The organism is Cellvibrionales bacterium (assembly GCA_016713115.1).
Taxonomy (GTDB): domain Bacteria; phylum Pseudomonadota; class Gammaproteobacteria; order Pseudomonadales; family UBA7239; genus UBA7239.
Window position 1 is genome coordinate 1,605,485 of the sequence record JADJPU010000001.1, and the last position, 17,466, is coordinate 1,622,950.

The following is a 17,466-nucleotide window of genomic DNA, read 5'->3' on the forward strand; positions in this document are numbered from 1 at the left end:
GATTAGTTTTGCTTAGGTTCTGGCATAGCGTTCACCTTGACGCAGCCAGCGTTGAATTAACGGCGCAACATGCGTGGGGTAATCGCGCAACAGAATTTCGGCGCAGTTTTTTACTTGTGGCAGCCAGTGCGCATCGCGCGCTAAGTTGGCGATGCGGAAGTTAATGTCGCCGGTTTGTTTGGTGCCGAGCAATTCGCCGGGGCCGCGCAGTTCCAAATCTTTTTCCGCGATCACAAAGCCGTCGTCACTGTCGCGCAGTACGGCAATGCGCTGCTTGGCGTGCTGCGATAACGGCGTGCTATACAGCAATACGCAGTGACTCGCCGTGCTGCCGCGCCCTACGCGACCGCGCAGTTGATGCAGTTGCGCTAGCCCTAAGCGTTCGGGGTTTTCAATAATCATCAAGCTGGCATTGGGAACATCGACACCGACTTCAATCACCGTGGTGGCAACCAGAATATCGACCTGTCCTGCTTTAAATTCCGCCATTACGGCATTTTTTTCGGCTGGTTTTTGTTTGCCGTGTACTAAGCTGATGCGAAGTTCTGGCAGTGCTTGTTGTAGCGATGCGGCTGTGGATTCTGCCGCTTGGCATTGCAGGACATCGGATTCTTCGATCAGCGTACACACCCAGTACGCTTGTTTTTTTTCTAAGCAAGCTGCGCGCAGGCGCTCGATAACGACATCGCGGCGTTGGTTGTCTATCGCCACGGTTTGTATTGGTGTGCGCCCCGGTGGTCGTTCATCAATCACCGAGCAATCCAAATCTGCGTAAGTGCTCATGGCTAGTGTGCGTGGAATCGGCGTGGCCGTCATGATCAATTGATGTGGTAGCGCATGTTGCAATCCTTTTTGTTGCAGCGCTAAACGCTGGCGCACGCCGAAGCGGTGTTGCTCATCGGTAACCACCAGCGCGAGTTGCGCAAATTGCACTGCATCTTGAAATAGCGCATGTGTGCCGATGGCGATATGTGCGCGGTCATCGGCTAATTGTTCCAAGGCTTCACGGCGCGCTTTGGTTTTCAAGCTGCCTGTGAGCAATACACAGTGGATGCCGAGTGGCTCCAGCCACTGCGTAAATTGTGCGTAATGTTGTGTGGCTAGTAGTTCTGTTGGTGCCATCAATACCGATTGTTTTTGATTTGCCGCTGCTTGCAAACAGGCGAGCGCAGCAACTACTGTTTTTCCTGAGCCCACATCGCCTTGCACCAAGCGCAACATCGGTTCACTTTTTTGTAAATCACAGCAAATTTCTTCTGCAACGCGTTGTTGTGCTGTGGTGAGTTGGAAGGATAGGTTGTTGAGAAAGCGTGTGAGCAGCGCGTTGTTTTTTGGCAGAGATATCCCAGGCATTTTTTTTTGCTGCTGCCGCAAACGCAGCAAGCTGAGGTGGTGCGCCACCATTTCTTCAAAAGCTAAGCGTTGTTGTGCAGGATGTTTTCCTTCTAGCAATTGCGCAACGGGCGCGTCAGTAGGCGGTTGGTGCAAATAGTGCAGTGCTGCGTGCAGCGGCATGGTCAGACGCGCTGGCAGCAGTGCGGGCGGCAACCAGTCCGGCAGTTGATCTGCCGCTGTGTTGTGCAACACGCGCTCAACTAACTTGCGTACGCTAGTCTGTTGCAAACCTTCGGTGGTGGGATAAATCGGTGTTAAACGATCAGCGAGTTCTGGACTGCTGTGTTCATCCAACAAGCGGTACTCTGGGTGATATATTTCCAAGCCGCTGGTGCCGCGCCGCACTTCTCCCCACGCACGAATTTTACTGCCTGTTTTTAGCTGCTCTTGTTGAGCTTTAGAAAAATGGTAGAAGCGCAGTGCCAGCGTGCCGGTGCCGTCTTGTATCAAACACAACAGGCTGCGGCGTTTGCCAAACACCACGCTGCTGGCGCGCACGGTGCCTTCCACTAGAGCTTCGCCGTGCAGGGTCAACGCGCCGATGGCGGTAATGCGCGTCAAATCGCGGTAGCGCAGCGGCAAATGCCACAGCACATCCTCTTGATATTGGATATCCAGCCGCAGCAATTTTTCGGCCAATTTGCTGCCGATGCCGTGAACCTGAGTGATGGGAGTGGCGGTGATAGTCACGCGTTTTGTGCTTGGTTGAGCAATAAGCGTGAGAATAGCGCTGAATATTGTGCAACAGCAAATAAAATACATTATAAAATCTTGCTAAATATCTGATGTCGTTGTATTTTTCCAGAATGACCTCATGGCGAAGGGGTGGCTCATGATGATCAAAAAAATCAGTTCAATCGCAAAAAATATGGTTCGTGTTGCACTGCTCATGGCGGGTGCGAGCTGCGCCGTGTCTGTTGTTGCTGGAACCGCAGTGACGCACACCGTCAAAAATGGTGAAACGCTGTATCGCATTGCAACCGCAAACAACATGACGGTTGAGCAGCTGCGCGCCGTTAATAAGTTGGGCCGCAATGCACAGATCAAGCCAGGGCAGACGCTGCATTTGTATACACGAGTGACGCAAAAACCTGCACGCAAAAATAGTGCATCCGAGAGTGGTGTCACCAATACCAAAGTCATTGCCAAGATACGCAATCAACCCAGATCATCAACGGTTAGTGATCGTGCGCCTGTGCGTGAAAAAACTACGGGAGGATATCCACAATTGGCCTCCGGCAGCGCCTTGGTGATTGATGCGGAGACAGGGCAAACACTGTTTGCCAAAAATGCGGAACAGACGCGTTCGATTGCTTCCATCACTAAACTGATGACAGCTATGGTGGTGTTGGATGCCAGTCAGCCGATGAGTGAGACGCTGGCTATCAGTAATGAAGATATTGATTACTTAAAGCACACCAGTTCGCGTTTGGGGATAGGTACACGCTTGTCGCGCTACGACATGCTGCGTTTGGCGTTGATGTCATCGGAGAATCGCGCAGCCTCCAGCTTGGCGCGTTACTACCCTGGTGGGCGGCAGGCGTTTATTCGCGCAATGAATAGCAAGGCCGCCAATTTGGGGATGTCTCACACGCGCTTTTATGACTCAACCGGTTTAACGCCCAGCAATATTTCTACAGCAGAAGATTTGGCAAAAATGGTGCGCGCGGCCGGTCGCTACGATCTGATTCACCAGTTTTCCACCACGCCAGGACGCGAAGTGGTACTGGCCAGTGGTTCAGCCTTGCAATACCGCAATACCAATGCGCTGCTGCGTGATCCATCTAGCGATTGGAATATCCAAGTCAGCAAAACAGGCTACACACAGGAAGCTGGGCGTTGCTTGGTAATGATGGCAACGGTTGCCAATCGCAATGCGGTGATGATCATGCTGGATTCCGACGGCAAGTTGTCGCCCGTGGGTGATGCGAATCGCTTGAAAGACTGGTTGGAGTCGGGTCGAGCGCCCACGCAATTGGCGCACCGTTGATCACACATGCACTCCCCTCGGTTTTGTTGGTCGGCTGCGGCGATATAGCGCAGCGGCTGGCGGCTTTATTGCGCAATGATTTTCAGTTGACGGGCTTGCGCCGTCGTCCAGAAAGCCTGCCCAGTTTTATTGCGCCACTCGCTGCTGATGTCTGCGATGACGATGCCGTGCGTGCAGCACTGCAGCACACGGTGTTTGATTATGTGGTGATCACGCTCACGCCGGGTGAACGCAGTGAAGATCGCTATCGGCAGGTGTATGTCGATGGCACACGCAATGTATTGGCTGCGCTGCAGGGCAGCCCACGGCTGCTGTTTGTGTCCAGTACTTCGGTCTACGCGCAGGACAAGGGCGAGCGTGTCGACGAGCAATCGCCTGCACTGGGCAAAGGCTTCTCTGGCCGCTGCCTATTGGAGGCCGAGCGCTTGGTAGCGGAAAGCGGATTTGCCGCCACGGTGCTGCGGCTCTCTGGCGTTTATGGTGCCGGCCGCAATCGTCTGTTGATCCAAGTGCGTGAAGGTCGAGTGGGTGTTGCACAGGCGGCACAGTGGACCAACCGCATCCACGCTGACGACGCAGCGCGTGCGCTGGAACACCTTCTGCGCCGTTGGCAGGCGGGCAGTGTGCCAGCACCTTGCTATATCGCCAGCGATACACAGCCGGTGCCAGCCGGTGAAGTGTGGTGCTGGTTGGCGGAGCAGATGGGAGTAGCCCTGCCTATGGCTGCAGATACACTCCAGCAGCCTGCCTCTGGTAAGCAGTGCAGCAGCGCACTGTTACAGCAAACAGGCTTCCAATTTTTATACCCTGATTTTCGAGCGGGTTATGCCGATGCTCTTTCTAATACAGCGAAACTGTAGGCATACGGATTTTTCTCACACGGCGCGTGCGACTCCCTGGCTGTTTCTTGCCAGTTGCCTTCCAGTGTGGGGAAAAAAGCATCGCCGTCGATATCAGCATCAATTTCGGTGATGTAAGCGCGCTGTACCAGCGGCAGTGCTTCACGATAAATCTGCGCGCCACCGATAATCATAATTTCTTCGCAATTTTTTTCAGTGGCCAACTGCTTGGCGCGCTGTATGGCTGTTTCTACACTGTCTACAACAAGAGCACCTGCGGCGTGATAGTTGGCATTGCGTGTGACGACGATGTTGTCGCGTCCAGGCAGCGGCTTGCCGAGAGATTCCCATGTGTTGCGCCCCATGATGACGGGTTTTCCCATCGTGACGCGTTTGAAGTAACGCAGGTCTTCTGGCAGGTGCCAAGGCATTTGGTTATCGCGTCCAATCACGCCGTTGCGGGCGCGCGCAACAATGAGAGAAACGATAGGCATCACACAGCTACCGGTGCGGCAATATGCGGCTGTGCGTGATAATCCAACAGTTCGAAATCATCGAAAGTGAAATCAAAAATATTTTTTACTGAGGGATTGATGTGCATGCGCGGTAATTTTTCTGGCGTGCGCTGCAGTTGCAATTCCACTTGCTCCAAGTGATTGCTGTAAATATGTGCATCGCCAAAGGTGTGCACAAACTCGCCGAGTTTGAGATTGCAGACTTGCGCAATCATCATGGTGAGCAAGGCATAGGAAGCGATGTTAAATGGCACGCCAAGAAAAATATCGGCGCTGCGTTGATACAACTGACACGATAATTTTTCATTGGCGACATAAAACTGAAACAGCGTGTGGCAGGGTGGCAGTGCCATATTGTTAACTTCGGCCACATTCCACGCGCTGACTAATAGGCGGCGTGAATCGGGATTTTTTTTGATCATTTCAATCAGCTGTGTGATTTGATCAATGGTGCCGCCGCTGCCATCGGGCCAAGAACGCCATTGGTGGCCGTACACGGGGCCGAGATTGCCGTCTTTATCGGCCCATTCATCCCAGATTTTTACGCCGTTGTCATTGAGATACTTAATGTTGGTGTCGCCGGCGAGAAACCACAGCAGTTCGTGGATGATGGATTTGACATGCAGTTTTTTGGTGGTGAGCAACGGAAAACCTTCGGCGAGATCAAAACGCATTTGGTAGCCAAAAACGCTGACAGTGCCGGTGCCGGTGCGGTCAGTTTTTACCGTGCCGTGATCGCGCACATGGCGCATTAAATCCAGATATTGTTGCATCAGTGCATACCTACTTTGTTGCGTTTAATACTCCACACGCAAATGATGATACCGGCGATAAACATGGGAATACACAGCTCTTGGCCGCGCGTCATCCAGCCCAGTGCATCAAAACCGAGAAAGGCATCCGGCTCGCGGAAAAACTCTACAAAAAAACGGAACACGGCGTATAACACCAAAAATAATCCTGAAATTAACGCTTGTGGCCTCGGCTTGCTGGAAAACCAATACAGCACGATAAACAACAACACGCCTTCTAGTGCGAATTGATAGAGCTGCGAGGGATGGCGAGTTAATTGCGATGGGTCAGCGGGAAACACCATTGCCCACGGCACATCGGTGGCGCGCCCCCACAATTCTTGGTTGATGAAATTACCCAATCTGCCCAAGCCCAAACCGATAGGTGTGAGCGGGGCAACGGTATCCATCACGGCAAAAAATGGTTGTTGAATTTTGCGTGCAAACAGCGCGAGCGCGATCAACACGCCGACCAAGCCGCCGTGAAACGACATGCCACCTTGCGTGATTTTGAACAGGAATAATGGGTCGTGCAGCAGCGTGTTGAACTGATAAAAAAACACATAGCCAATGCGCCCGCCGAGGATGACGCCGAGTGCGCCGTAGAAAATCATGTCTTCTACTTCCTGTCGTGTTTTGGTGGCGGCCAAGCCGATGGTGGTGCGGCGCACCGCCAGCCACCAAACCAAGAGGAAACTGAGCAGATACATCATGCCGTACCAGCGTATGGCGAGTGGACCGAGTTGGACGATGACGGGATCAATGGTAGGGAAGGTGAGCATCAGGTAACCGAGAAAATGTGGGCAAGCAAAGAGTGCGGGGTGCAAGCTTAACGGCTGGGGACAGGCTAGACTAGATCGACAGGAGTGATGGGCGCGCACTACATGAATATTGCGAAACTGTTTGAGTCGGGGTGGGGTACAGCTTGGTTGAGTGCTGCGCTGTTGGCGGTGTTGCTACAACTGCTGTTGTTGCGTTTTGTCGCGCACGACCGCTACAAGTTGCTGATACAGAACACAGTACTGGCGGTATTGGTGGTGGCGAGCAGCGCGTTGGGCTGGCTGTTGCCACAACTCAAACTGCACGATGGTGCGAGTTGGTTTATTGCTATCGCCGAATTGGTAATGGGTGTGTTGCTGATTCGTTTGTTTGTGCTCACGCTATTTCGTGCGGTGTTGCCACGCACGGGAAACACGCCGCCGCGCATTGTGGAAGATGTGTTGGTGGTGCTGCTCTATTGCGGTTGGGGCTTGGTGCGTTTGCGTGCAACAGGCATTGATCCGGCCAGTTTGTTCACCACATCTGCCATTATCACCGGCATTGTCGCGTTCTCCATGCAGGATACGCTGGGCAATATTCTTGGCGGCATCGCGCTGCAACTTGATAATTCTGTGCGGATTGATGATTGGATTAAGGTTGATACCACCAAGGGCAAAGTGATTGAAGTGCATTGGCGGCACACGGCAGTGCGCACTAATGATGGCAATGTGGTGGTGATTCCCAACAGTGTATTGGTGAAATCCAAAGTGGATGTGTTCAGCACGCCCTCGCATCCCAATTTTCGGCGCTGGGTGTATTTTCCGGTGCAGTTTTCAATTCCCCCGCAGTCTGTGATTCCGATAATTGAAAAAACTATTCGTGAAGCGGATATCCCGTATGTCGCACCGCGACCTGCGCCGCAATGTGTAGTAATGGATTACAAAGACGGTATAGCGCTGTATGCGTTGCGCTACTGGCTGACAGATCAGTTACACGATGACACGACAGATTCAACGGTGCGCGTACATATTTACTCTGCATTGCTACGCAATAACATGCAATTAGCGCGACCGTATTTAGATACGCATCTCACGGCGGACAGCGCTGAAAGACAAACTGCATTGCATGAACAAGAAGTGCAACAACGATTGCAGCTGTTGGCAGGTGTGGAGGCATTTTCTAGTTTGAATCAAGCCGAGTTGCGCGAATTGGCAGAGTCACTGCATGACGCGCCGTTTATTAAAGGCGATGTGATGACCAGGCAGGGTGCAGTAGCGCATTGGTTGTATTTTTTAGTACAGGGTGAAGCCGATGTATGGCTGGAAGTGGGTAATCAACCGCGTCGTTTGTTAAACACACTACAAGTGGGCTCTGTGTTTGGTGAAATGGGTTTGCTCACCGGTGAGCCGCGCCGCACCACGGTGACGGCACGCACCGACGCACTTTGTTATCGCCTCGACAAAATAGGATTTCAAAAAATTATTCAAGCGCGTCCAGAAATTGCCGAAGAATGTGCGCGTACGATTGCTGAGCGCGAGCGGCAAATAGCACTGGCTCACGCAGAAAAAACTTCAGTCAATAGCCAAGAGCACGAAGCGCACATCTTGGCCAGCATCAAGCACTTTTTTGGTTTGGGTTAGATAGGCGTGCTGTCACAGTTCTGTTGGTGGTGTACTGCCATCCGGCCAAGTGATGGTGGCAACGGCGCGGTTTACTTTTGTTGCCGGCCAGGTTTTTACCGCTAGTGCGGATTGATTGGATTTGAGCGTGACACCTTGCCCTGGTTTTTCCAGCAACACTTTGCCGGTGGTGTTACTCACTTCCACCGCGTGTTCGCCGCTGATCAATAACACATCAACAGAATTGCCATCCAAATAGCCGCCCCAGAAATCGGTGCCACGAATACCGATGGTGCCGACAGGCGTATCGACGCCAAAGCGAGAACCCGACGCCTCCATAATTTTTCCTGTCACGGTGCGGAACGCGCCGGTCAGCAAGACAAATGCTGCATTAGAAGGCTTTTCGGCTTTGTTTTCCCACGCAAATTGTTTGATAACAAAAGCGGTGTCTCCACCCAGTGTAGTGATGGTGCCATCGGCAAAACGCAGCTGCGCGCGCGCATCTTTGCCGGTGTGAATTTCATCACCAACCGTTAATTCTGTTTTGCGTTCAGCGGCAATGGTTTGGCCATTGCGTTGAATGTTGACCGTGCCTGCGGTGGCAAGTACAACGCCAACTGCGGCTTCAGCTGCCGCAACACTGTGAGACAGTAGTGCAGCAAAAACTAAACTCAGCCAAGCGATAATGTTTTTCTTTTTCATGGTGCGATCCCTGCTTCATGTGATGAAAAAATATGACGAAAACTATACGCAATTAGGTGAACGCGTGCCGCAACACGATGGTTTCTACACGATCGGGGCCAGTGGAAATAATATCAATCGGCGCACCGCTCAAAACTTCTAAGCGCTTGATGTAATCGCGCGCTGCTTGTGGCAATTCGGCAAGCGTTTTTGCGCCGACAGTGGATTCGCTCCAACCAGGCATTTCTTCGTATACCGGCACGAGGTCTTCATAATCGTCGCTGTGGCTCGGTGAAACGGGCTTGCCGTTTTTGTCTTGGTAGGCCGTGCAGATTTTTACGGTTTGCAAACCATCAAGCACATCGAGTTTGGTCAAACATAAACCGGAGATGCTGTTGATCTGCACAGATTTACGCACTGCTACGGCATCAAACCAACCGCAGCGACGCTGGCGACCCGTGGTAGCGCCAAATTCGTGGCCGACGGTGCCGAGATGTTTGCCAATGGCGTCACCTTTGTCGTTTGCGGCGTCATAAGGCAGCTCGGTGGGGAAGGGGCCAGAACCCACACGCGTGGTGTAAGCCTTGGTGATGCCCAATACATAATTCAGATACAGCGGGCCGAAACCGGAGCCAGTGGCGGTGCCACCGGCGGTGGTGTTGGACGAAGTGACGAAAGGATAAGTGCCGTGGTCGATATCGAGCAGTGAACCCTGCGCACCTTCAAACAAAATATTGGCACCGCGTTCGCGCGCTTCGTGCAACAGAGCAGTGACATCAGCCATCATCGGCAAAATTTGTCGTCCTTGCTCCAGCACGGCATCCAGTGTGGTTTGAAAATCGACAGCGGCAACTTTGAAATAATTGGTCAAAATAAAATTGTGGTATTCCATTACTTCGCGCAATTTTTCTGCGAATTGTTTTTCATTGCGTAAATCGCCGAGGCGCAAACCGCGACGCGCGACTTTGTCTTCGTACGCCGGGCCGATGCCGCGACCGGTGGTGCCAATTTTCGCGCTGCCTTTGGCCGCTTCGCGCGCCTGATCCAGCGCCACATGGTGCGGCAGAATTAACGGGCAGGCTGGCGACAAGCGCAAGCGTTCGCGTACCGGCACGCCGTTGGTTTCCAAGCTATGAATTTCTTTCAACAGCGCATCGGGGGCGAGCACCACGCCGTTGCCGATCAAGCACAGCACATTTTTACGCAACACGCCGGATGGTACGAGGTGCAATACCGTTTTTTTGCCGTCGATCACCAGGGTGTGACCAGCGTTATGACCGCCTTGGAAACGCGCGACTAATTCCGCTTGGTCGGTTAATAAGTCAACAATTTTCCCTTTGCCTTCGTCGCCCCACTGGGTGCCTAACACAACGATACTTTTGCTGGCTTGCATGCTATTCACGGTTTCACTGGCTCCACAATTTCGGATGAAAATTAAAAATAAACGGAATAAAAAATTACAAATTTTTGACGGTATATCCTTCGCCATCGCGCACCAGCTCGCGCGTGCAAGCAGGGTCTCGTGTTTCGCTGCTGGTGGCCGCAATCACGCATTCACCGGCGTTGCGCAACGCGCAGATCGCCTGCCACTGTGCGGCAGAGCCGTCGAGAGCTGCGTGAATGGTAGATGTTACAGGCACATCAATCGCGCCCAACTGCATGAGCTGTTTTAAGTCGGCACTGAAGCCACTGGCTGGACGCGCGCGACCAAAAGCAGCACCAAAATTATCGTAGCGGCCGCCGTTGGCAATGGCTGTGCCGGCACCAGCAACAAACAGCGCAAACACTACGCCGGTGTGGTAGTGGTAGCCGCGCAATTCAGAGAGATCAAAATACAGCGTCACTTCTGGTGTGCGCTGTTGGATGCAGGCGGCGATGTCGGCCAATTCTTGAATGGCGTCGCGCACGGCAGCGGGCGCCGCACTCGCGATGTTGGCAGCGTGCGTTAATACAGTGGCATTGCCCTTCCAATTGGGCAGCTCCAGCAGTAGTGCAGCGGCCGCTGGGAGTGACACCTGTTCTGCGACGAATGCCTGCAATTCGGTGTTGGCTTTGCGCTGCAAAATATCGAACAAGGTTTGTTCTTGCTCGCTGTTCAGCGCTGCCCATGCGGTCAGGCCGCGCACAATATCGACATGCCCTAAATCCAGCGTAATGTTTTGAATGCCCGCGACGCGTGCAGTTTCCAACATCAAACCGATCACTTCGCAATCAGCGGCAACACCGTTGCTGCCGTACAGCTCACAGCCAATTTGGATGGGTGAGCGCGAGGCGAGTGCCGTTTTAGGGCGAGCATGCAGGACGCTGCCGGCGTAGCAGAGGCGGGTAGCACCTTCACGAGCATAACCGTGCGCATCAATGCGGGCGGCCTGCGGTGTGATGTCGGCGCGCACGCCCATCAAGCGACCGGAGAGTTGGTCCGTGACTTTGCAGGTTTGCAGGTCTAAATCATGGGTGCCGCTGACCAGCAATGAATCGGTAAATTCCACCAAGGGTGGGATAACAAGGGCGTAACCCCAGCGGCGATACAGCTTGAGCAGTTGGCTGCGCAGTTGCTCTGCGCGAGCCGCTTGTGCGGGCAGCAGTTCTTCAATGCCATCGGGCAGCAACCAGCGATCAGCGATACTCATGTCAAACCTGCAAGACAATCGGTTGGATAGGAGCCTAGGTCGGCCGAAGCCGGACGCAAAAAAACCGGGTCGCCCCGGTTATTGGCGAGTAATGATACACCATCACTCGCCGTGGTTTGCAAAAACTCAGCTGGGATAAAGCGTCAAAAGCTGGCTTGTACCCTGCCCATTAACACGCGTTCGTTGTCGCGGTCATCCGGCGCTGTTGCTGTGCCGCCACCGCCCCACTTGAAGTTGGTGTCGCTGTAGTCCAGTGAAACGCGCAGGATGTTGTTGGGGTACCAGTTCAAGCCAACCGCATAGTTCTGGGCCTGCTTGGCAGCGCTGGTGGCTTGAGCAAAGTTGTCATTGCCTGCCAGTGTGCCGCTGCTGTCGAGGAAGATGTTCTTGTCGAGATCCATTTCCCCGACTCCTGCCACCACTTCCCACGCGCCCCAGTTGCCCTTCGCAGGATCAAACGGTTTGGCAGGTTTGATGCTCTTGCCGCCAGCCGCTTTTTCGCCAGTGAGGACATACGACGCGGTGATATCCCAGCCGCTGTTGTCCAAACCTGCAGTGCGTTGATCGTTAGGTGCCGCGCCGAAAACGCGCGTGACATCCTGCTCTTCAAACACATATTCACCCGTTAAACCAAACGGACCGTTGTAGTAGGAGAACTGCGGCACCAAGCGTGTGCGCTCGCCATCGGCAAACACGGTATTGCTGCTGCTGGTGTCTTTGCGATAGCTAAAGAAAGTTTCCTGACCAAAAGTTTTGTAACCAGCCAGTGAAGTGGCACCGTTCTTGCCGCTGGCATCGGTGGTGCTCATGCCTACACCAAAACCCAATCCTTGCAGTGCGCCTGATGTATTGGCAAAAGGCGTGGCAAAAAGACGCGCGTTGATTTCTTTGTCGGTGTTGCTGTCTTCACTGCCATTCGCACTGTCGTTTGCGCCGTTAAACAAACCGATGCTGTAGTTGAGTCTTTTATCAAACAGATCGCCGGACAACTGCACGCCTTGATCGCGGGAAGGAAGAAAGTTACTGCTCAATCCCAATTCATTGAGTTTCGTATCGCTGCTGCTTTGCAAGCGGTACAGGCTCAACCCAGGCGTAAATTTGCCCACACGGATTTTGTAAGCAGGATCGTAGTTGGCATCGATGTAAGCATCGACGAGATGACTGGAACCGCTGATGCCGTTGCCGAAGTCTGTCGTGAGTTTGAAGCCGTAGATGTCGTTGAATTTACCTTCAATCGTTGGGCGCACGCGACGCATTAAAAGTTGTCATTGATGCTGTCAGTGCTGTCAAAGCTACGCGCGTCAGCTTGTATCAAACCGCGAAAGCGTAGCTCAAAATCACCATCGGCAGATTGCAGACCAAAACCTTTTTCACCGCCGGCTAGAATGACAGGCGCTTTCTTTTTCTCATACGCCATCATCTCTTGCTTGCGTTCCATAATGAGCAAACGCTGTTCCAGCGCCTGTGTGTCAGCGTTTTGCGCCACGGCAGGTTGTGCTGTGCTGCGTTGTGCTGCAGCCAGTTGCTGGTCTTGTTCTACCACGCGTTTTTCCAACTGTTGTACGCGTTGGGCGAGTGTGGTTAGTTGCTGTAAGAGTTCTGGCGGAACCATTACCTGTTCTGCAAATGTGTGCGTGGAAAAAACCACAGCCAGAAGCGTAACGGATAGTCTTCTAATAAAAAGCGAGTTTTGCATGGATTTATATCTCTCCAATCAGATGGTTTGATAAGCGTAGGTGATATGTGTTACAGCTTTATGACAGTCGTCGCGCTGCTGAAATTAAAATAAGTTTTATGCCAATCTGCTGACAGGGAAGTGCGCGACAAAACAACTGCCTTTACCCAATTCGCTGCGGATTTCCAGTTGCCCCTGATGGCGGGTAATAGCGTGTTTGGCGATAGCCAAACCTAGGCCGGTGCCGCCGGAGTGGCGTGAGCGGCCTTTATCAACGCGATAAAAGCGCTCGGTTAATCGCGGGATATGCTCGGCGGCAATACCTGCGCCGGTGTCTTGCACGGAAAAATCTACACCGCGAGCAGAAACATGCCAACGCAGCGTAATGGTGCCGCCTTCAGGCGTATAACGCACCGCATTGGTGACGAGATTGCCCAGTGCGCTGAACAATTCGGTTTCTGAGCCGCGCAAATTCTCGGGATCACAACCGGCGACAACAATGTGATGCTTACCTTGCGATAGTGTTTCCGCATCGCGCTGCAGTTTTTGCGTCAGGGTGGTCATATCGACCGTGGTATTTTCTGGTGGCGGCGCAGATTCGATGGTTGATAAGGTGAGCAAATCTTGTACGATGGATTGCATGCGCTGTGATTGTTCTGCCATCAATTGCAAAAAATGATCGCGTTCTTCTGTGGTGATTTCCAGCGTTTGCAGTGTTTCTAAAAAACCAATTAAAACGGTGAGCGGTGTGCGCAATTCGTGCGAGACATTGGCGACAAAATCGCGCCGCGTTTGATCAATGCGTTCTGCTTGCGTCACATCCTTAATCTGCATCAGACGGCGACTGCCCGCGTAGGGAATGATGTGGATGGTGTAGATGCGATCGCGATATCGTTCTGGGCGCAGTGTGAGTGGCTGTGCAAAATCAGCATGTTCCAGATAGTCCACAAATTCTGGTTGGCGCACCAAGTGCAAGATGGATTGTCCGCGATCTGCTGAGAGCTGCAAACCCAATTGCATTTCAGCGGTACTGTTGCAGAAAACAACATTGTTTTGTAAGTCCAGCAATACCACGCCGTCAGCCAATGCTTGTACTGCAGAGCGCAATAAGTCGATATTTTTTTCGCGGAAGGCGATTTGCTCGCGTAAATCTTTCTCGTGGTGATACAGTCTGCCAAAAATGGTATCCCACGCACCTTTTCCTTCTAGGCTGGTGTCGATCACAGGGTTGCGTGTCCAGCGATCTAGGCGCGTGAAATGCCAGCTTTGAAAAGCGTATAAACAAAGCAGACTCGCACATAAAAAAGCCCAGCCGTACCAAGATGGAAAGGCCAATCCAATAACAACAGTAATCGGTGTGATAAGGAGAAGCGGAAGAGCGTGGCGCATGCGGGTGAAGAAAAGTTAGGTCTGTTGAAAGCGATAACCACTGCCGCGCACGGTGGTTATCCAGTTGTCGTGGCTCGTGGGTTCGAGAGCTGCGCGCAGGCGGCGAATATGCACATCAACCGTGCGCTCTTCAATAAAAACATGATCGCCCCACACTTCATTCAGTAATTGTGTGCGGGAATAAACCCTATCGGGATGCGTCATAAAAAACAGCAATAAACGGAATTCGGTTGGCCCTAATTCAATAGCAGTTTCTCCTGCGGATAGTGTATGCGTGGCAGGGTTGATCGAAAGATTGCCGATTTCAATGCTGTCACCGGAGAGATGTGGCGTGCGACGACGCAGCAGCGCTTTGATGCGCGCTACCAATTCTTTCGGCGAAAACGGCTTGGTAATGTAATCGTCGGCGCCAGCTTCCAAACCTGAAATCTTGTCGTCTTCATGCGCGCGGGCTGTCAGCATGATGATGGGAAGGTTGCGCGTGCGCTCGTTGGCGCGAAATTTTTTGGCCAGCGCGATGCCAGAACCATCGGGAAGCATCCAGTCGAGAATTACCGCATCGGGCAGCATCTGTTGCACAGCGGTTTCTGCAATGTCGGCGCGCTCTGCTAATTGCACTTGAAAGTCGGCATGTTTGAGATGAATAGCGATCAATTCCCGAATGGCGGGCTCGTCTTCGACAACCAATATGGTCGGCATCAGAGAGCGCTCTCTTCTAGGTGACGAATGTCGCGACCTTCCACCACAAATACGACTTGTTCAACAATATTTTTTGCGTGATCACCAATGCGTTCAATCGCACGAGCAATGGCGATAATTTCAATGGCAACGGTGATGGTGCGCGGATCTTCCATCATGTGTGTAATCAATTGACGAAGAATGGATTTAAATTCTGCGTCCACTTCGTTATCAGCGCGAATGACGACTTGTGCTTGTGTGGCATCCAAGCGCGCAAAAGCATCCAGAGCCTGCCGCACCAAATTGAGCGCCGCTTCCGCTAGGTGGTGAATGCCCACGCTGTGCTGTACGGGGATTTGTCCTGCATCGTGGATGCGACGCGTACCTTTGGCAATTTTTTTTGCTTCATCGCCCATGCGTTCGAGGTCGGTGACAATCTTGATAATGCCAAGCACCAAGCGCAGATCAGAAGCCGTAGGCTGGCGCTTGGCGATGATATGTGCGCAGTTATCGTCGATATTTTTTTCTAAGCTGTTAATTTTTTGGTCGGCTGCAACAATATCCGCCAACTGTGAAGACTGGCTGGAAATATAGGCATCCATTGCGGCAGACACCTGTGTTTCTACTAGGCCACCCATTTGTAAAACCTGTGTGCGTAACTGCGCCAATTCTTCGTTGTATTGGCTGGATAAATGCTGATTGTCGTTCATCGTATTCTCCCCTTAACCCATGCGGCCAGTGATGTAGTCTTCGGTGCGCTTGTCTTTTGGTTTGATAAAAATGCTATCGGTTTCCCCGAATTCAATCATTTCGCCGAGATACATATACGCCGTGTAGTCAGAGACGCGCGCCGCTTGCTGCATATTGTGGGTGACGATAAGAATGGTGACATGCTCTTTCAGTTCGTGCATCAATTCTTCAATGGCGCCGGTGGCAATGGGATCCAGCGCTGAGGTGGGTTCGTCGAACAACAGCAGTTCAGGATCCGTGGCCAACGCTCTGGCAATGCAGAGGCGCTGTTGCTGGCCGCCGGAGAGATTAAATGCAGAATCGTGCAGACGATCTTTTACCTCATTCCACAGGGCGCTGTTTTTTAGCGCGACTTCAATTTTATCTTCCAGTACGCGCTTGTTTTTTTCGCCTCGTACGCGCAAACCATAGGCCACATTTTCATAAATGGATTTTGGAAAGGGGTTGGGTTTTTGGAACACCATGCCTATGCGCATGCGTACTTCGATAGGGTCTATTTCGGCTGACAGCAAGTTGACATTGTCTGGGTGAAAAATAATTTCGCCTTCGTAGCGGTTGCCAGGATATAGATCGTGCATGCGGTTAAAGCTGCGCAGATAGGTGGATTTTCCGCAGCCGGAAGGGCCGATCAGTGCCGTCACTTTTTTGTTGTGTATCGGCATGTTGATGTTGTTTAACGCCTGTGTGCTGCCGTAGAAAAAATTGAAGTTTTTTACTTCAGCTTTTAATGGTTTGCTTGTGTTCATAGGAATAAATTCTCGTTCATATTAAATAATTTTCTTTAATTTACTGGGTTTAATTTTGCCAGCGAATGTTTTTGCGCAGCTTGTAACGCAGCCAAATCGCAATGCAGTTCATGGTCAATACCATAGCCATCAAAATAAAGCTGGCGGCAGCGGCATTTGCTTCAAAGGCTGGGTCTGGGCGCGAGGTCCAGTTAAAAATTTGAATAGGCAGTACGGTGAATGGGGACATCAACCAATCAAACGGTGCCGCTGTAACACCCGCACTGATTTCAGTGAAAGGCATGGGAGGCAGAAAGGCGATAAAGGTGAGGGCGCCGATAGTGATAATGGGGGCTGTTTCACCAATCGCACGCGCCAAACCAATAATGATGCCGGTCAAAATACCAGGCATTGCGTAGGGGATGATGTGATAGCGGCAGGTTTGCCAGCGTGTTGCACCGGCGGCCATGGAACCTTCGCGGATCGCGGTGGGAATGGCGCGTATCGCCTCGCGTGTTGAAACGATAATGATGGGCAGAATCAGCAGTGCGAGCGTTAAGCCTGCGGTGAGTATGCTCTGGCCAAAACCCAGTGCGTAGACAAAAATACCCAGCGCTAACAAACCGTAAACAATAGATGGCACTGCCGCCAGATTGGTGATGTTGATCTCAATTAAATCGGTAACCCAGTTTCGTTTGGCGTATTCCTCTAAGTAAACCCCTGCGCAAATTCCCAATGGAATCGCGGCGAATGCAGTAACTGCCATGACAAGCAGCGAGCCTACCCACGCCGACAAAATGCCAGCTTGTAAGGCGCGACGCGAAGCAAAATTCATGAAAAAGTCGAGACTCAATCGATCCCAGCCGCGCATGACCATGTCTGAAATCAGCAGGAAAATTACAGCGAGTCCGGCAGTTAAAAATAGCATGCCGATAATTTGAAAAATACGATCCTTCAATTTTCCTTTGGCAATGAGTTTGCGCAGATGCGCTGTAGTGAGCGTGTTTGGGTTCGTGTTGTCGCTTGTCAT

General features: G+C 52.2%; 17 protein-coding genes. 3 read left to right on the forward strand and 14 right to left on the reverse strand.

Annotated features, from left to right (window positions below; genetic code table 11):
* Nucleotides 1-12: 12 nt before the first annotated feature.
* A complete protein-coding gene (gene recG / locus IPK30_07975; GenBank protein ID MBK8103205.1) occupies nucleotides 13-2,157 on the reverse strand; it encodes an ATP-dependent DNA helicase RecG in 2,145 nt (714 codons plus the stop codon).
* Nucleotides 2,158-2,386: 229 nt separating this feature from the next.
* On the opposite strand from recG, the gene pbpG reads away from it, so the two are divergent.
* Nucleotides 2,387-3,385 (forward strand): D-alanyl-D-alanine endopeptidase, encoded by a 999-nt coding sequence (pbpG, locus tag IPK30_07980; GenBank protein MBK8103206.1) that lies wholly within the window; start codon nucleotides 2,387-2,389, stop codon nucleotides 3,383-3,385.
* Nucleotides 3,382-4,245 carry an NAD(P)H-binding protein gene (locus IPK30_07985; protein MBK8103207.1) on the forward strand — a complete coding sequence of 288 codons (864 nt, stop codon included), beginning with the start codon at nucleotides 3,382-3,384 and terminating at the stop codon, nucleotides 4,243-4,245. The genes pbpG and IPK30_07985 overlap by 4 nt, the downstream gene beginning before the upstream one ends.
* Here the strand turns inward: IPK30_07985 and IPK30_07990 are convergent.
* From IPK30_07990 to IPK30_08000, 3 genes are read right to left on the reverse strand one after another with little or no spacing between them, the layout of a single operon-like run.
* Nucleotides 4,209-4,718, reverse strand: a complete 510-nt coding sequence (locus IPK30_07990) for a dihydrofolate reductase (protein ID MBK8103208.1) — start codon at nucleotides 4,716-4,718, stop codon at nucleotides 4,209-4,211. The genes IPK30_07985 and IPK30_07990 overlap by 37 nt on opposite strands.
* Complete coding sequence (locus tag IPK30_07995) at nucleotides 4,718-5,512, reverse strand: thymidylate synthase (GenBank protein ID MBK8103209.1); 795 nt, start codon at nucleotides 5,510-5,512, stop codon at nucleotides 4,718-4,720. Before IPK30_07995 ends, IPK30_07990 begins: the two co-directional genes overlap by 1 nt.
* Nucleotides 5,512-6,312, reverse strand: a complete 801-nt coding sequence (locus IPK30_08000) for a prolipoprotein diacylglyceryl transferase (GenBank protein ID MBK8103210.1) — start codon at nucleotides 6,310-6,312, stop codon at nucleotides 5,512-5,514. The genes IPK30_07995 and IPK30_08000 overlap by 1 nt, the downstream gene beginning before the upstream one ends.
* 102 nt (nucleotides 6,313-6,414) lie before the next feature.
* On the opposite strand from IPK30_08000, the gene IPK30_08005 reads away from it, so the two are divergent.
* Entirely contained in the window at nucleotides 6,415-7,929 is a 1,515-nt protein-coding gene (locus IPK30_08005) for a mechanosensitive ion channel family protein (GenBank protein MBK8103211.1), read from the forward strand.
* 12 nt (nucleotides 7,930-7,941) lie between these two features.
* Here IPK30_08005 and IPK30_08010 read toward each other — a convergent pair whose 3' ends face one another.
* The 10 genes from IPK30_08010 to pstA form a co-directional block, all read right to left on the reverse strand.
* Nucleotides 7,942-8,610 (reverse strand): FecR domain-containing protein, encoded by a 669-nt coding sequence (locus IPK30_08010; GenBank protein MBK8103212.1) that lies wholly within the window; start codon nucleotides 8,608-8,610, stop codon nucleotides 7,942-7,944.
* Between the two features lie 52 nt (nucleotides 8,611-8,662).
* Nucleotides 8,663-9,982, reverse strand: coding sequence for an adenylosuccinate synthase (locus IPK30_08015; protein MBK8103213.1), 1,320 nt, complete (start codon nucleotides 9,980-9,982; stop codon nucleotides 8,663-8,665).
* Nucleotides 9,983-10,046: 64 nt separating this feature from the next.
* A complete protein-coding gene (locus tag IPK30_08020; protein MBK8103214.1) occupies nucleotides 10,047-11,219 on the reverse strand; it encodes an ATP phosphoribosyltransferase regulatory subunit in 1,173 nt (390 codons plus the stop codon).
* Between the two features lie 143 nt (nucleotides 11,220-11,362).
* The gene (locus IPK30_08025; protein MBK8103215.1) at nucleotides 11,363-12,475 is read right to left on the reverse strand and encodes a porin; all 1,113 of its coding nucleotides are present in this window, start codon (nucleotides 12,473-12,475) and stop codon (nucleotides 11,363-11,365) included.
* On the reverse strand, nucleotides 12,475-12,915 hold the full coding sequence (locus tag IPK30_08030; protein ID MBK8103216.1) for a hypothetical protein: 441 nt from the start codon (nucleotides 12,913-12,915) through the stop codon (nucleotides 12,475-12,477). Before IPK30_08030 ends, IPK30_08025 begins: the two co-directional genes overlap by 1 nt.
* A gap of 96 nt (nucleotides 12,916-13,011) precedes the next feature.
* The gene (gene phoR, locus IPK30_08035) at nucleotides 13,012-14,283 is read right to left on the reverse strand and encodes a phosphate regulon sensor histidine kinase PhoR (protein MBK8103217.1); all 1,272 of its coding nucleotides are present in this window, start codon (nucleotides 14,281-14,283) and stop codon (nucleotides 13,012-13,014) included.
* Nucleotides 14,284-14,298: 15 nt separating this feature from the next.
* The gene (gene phoB, locus IPK30_08040; GenBank protein ID MBK8103218.1) at nucleotides 14,299-14,982 is read right to left on the reverse strand and encodes a phosphate regulon transcriptional regulator PhoB; all 684 of its coding nucleotides are present in this window, start codon (nucleotides 14,980-14,982) and stop codon (nucleotides 14,299-14,301) included.
* Complete coding sequence (gene phoU / locus IPK30_08045) at nucleotides 14,982-15,671, reverse strand: phosphate signaling complex protein PhoU (GenBank protein ID MBK8103219.1); 690 nt, start codon at nucleotides 15,669-15,671, stop codon at nucleotides 14,982-14,984. Before phoU ends, phoB begins: the two co-directional genes overlap by 1 nt.
* A gap of 12 nt (nucleotides 15,672-15,683) precedes the next feature.
* Nucleotides 15,684-16,457, reverse strand: coding sequence for a phosphate ABC transporter ATP-binding protein (gene pstB / locus IPK30_08050; GenBank protein ID MBK8103220.1), 774 nt, complete (start codon nucleotides 16,455-16,457; stop codon nucleotides 15,684-15,686).
* Between the two features lie 49 nt (nucleotides 16,458-16,506).
* A complete protein-coding gene (gene pstA, locus IPK30_08055) occupies nucleotides 16,507-17,466 on the reverse strand; it encodes a phosphate ABC transporter permease PstA (GenBank protein MBK8103221.1) in 960 nt (319 codons plus the stop codon).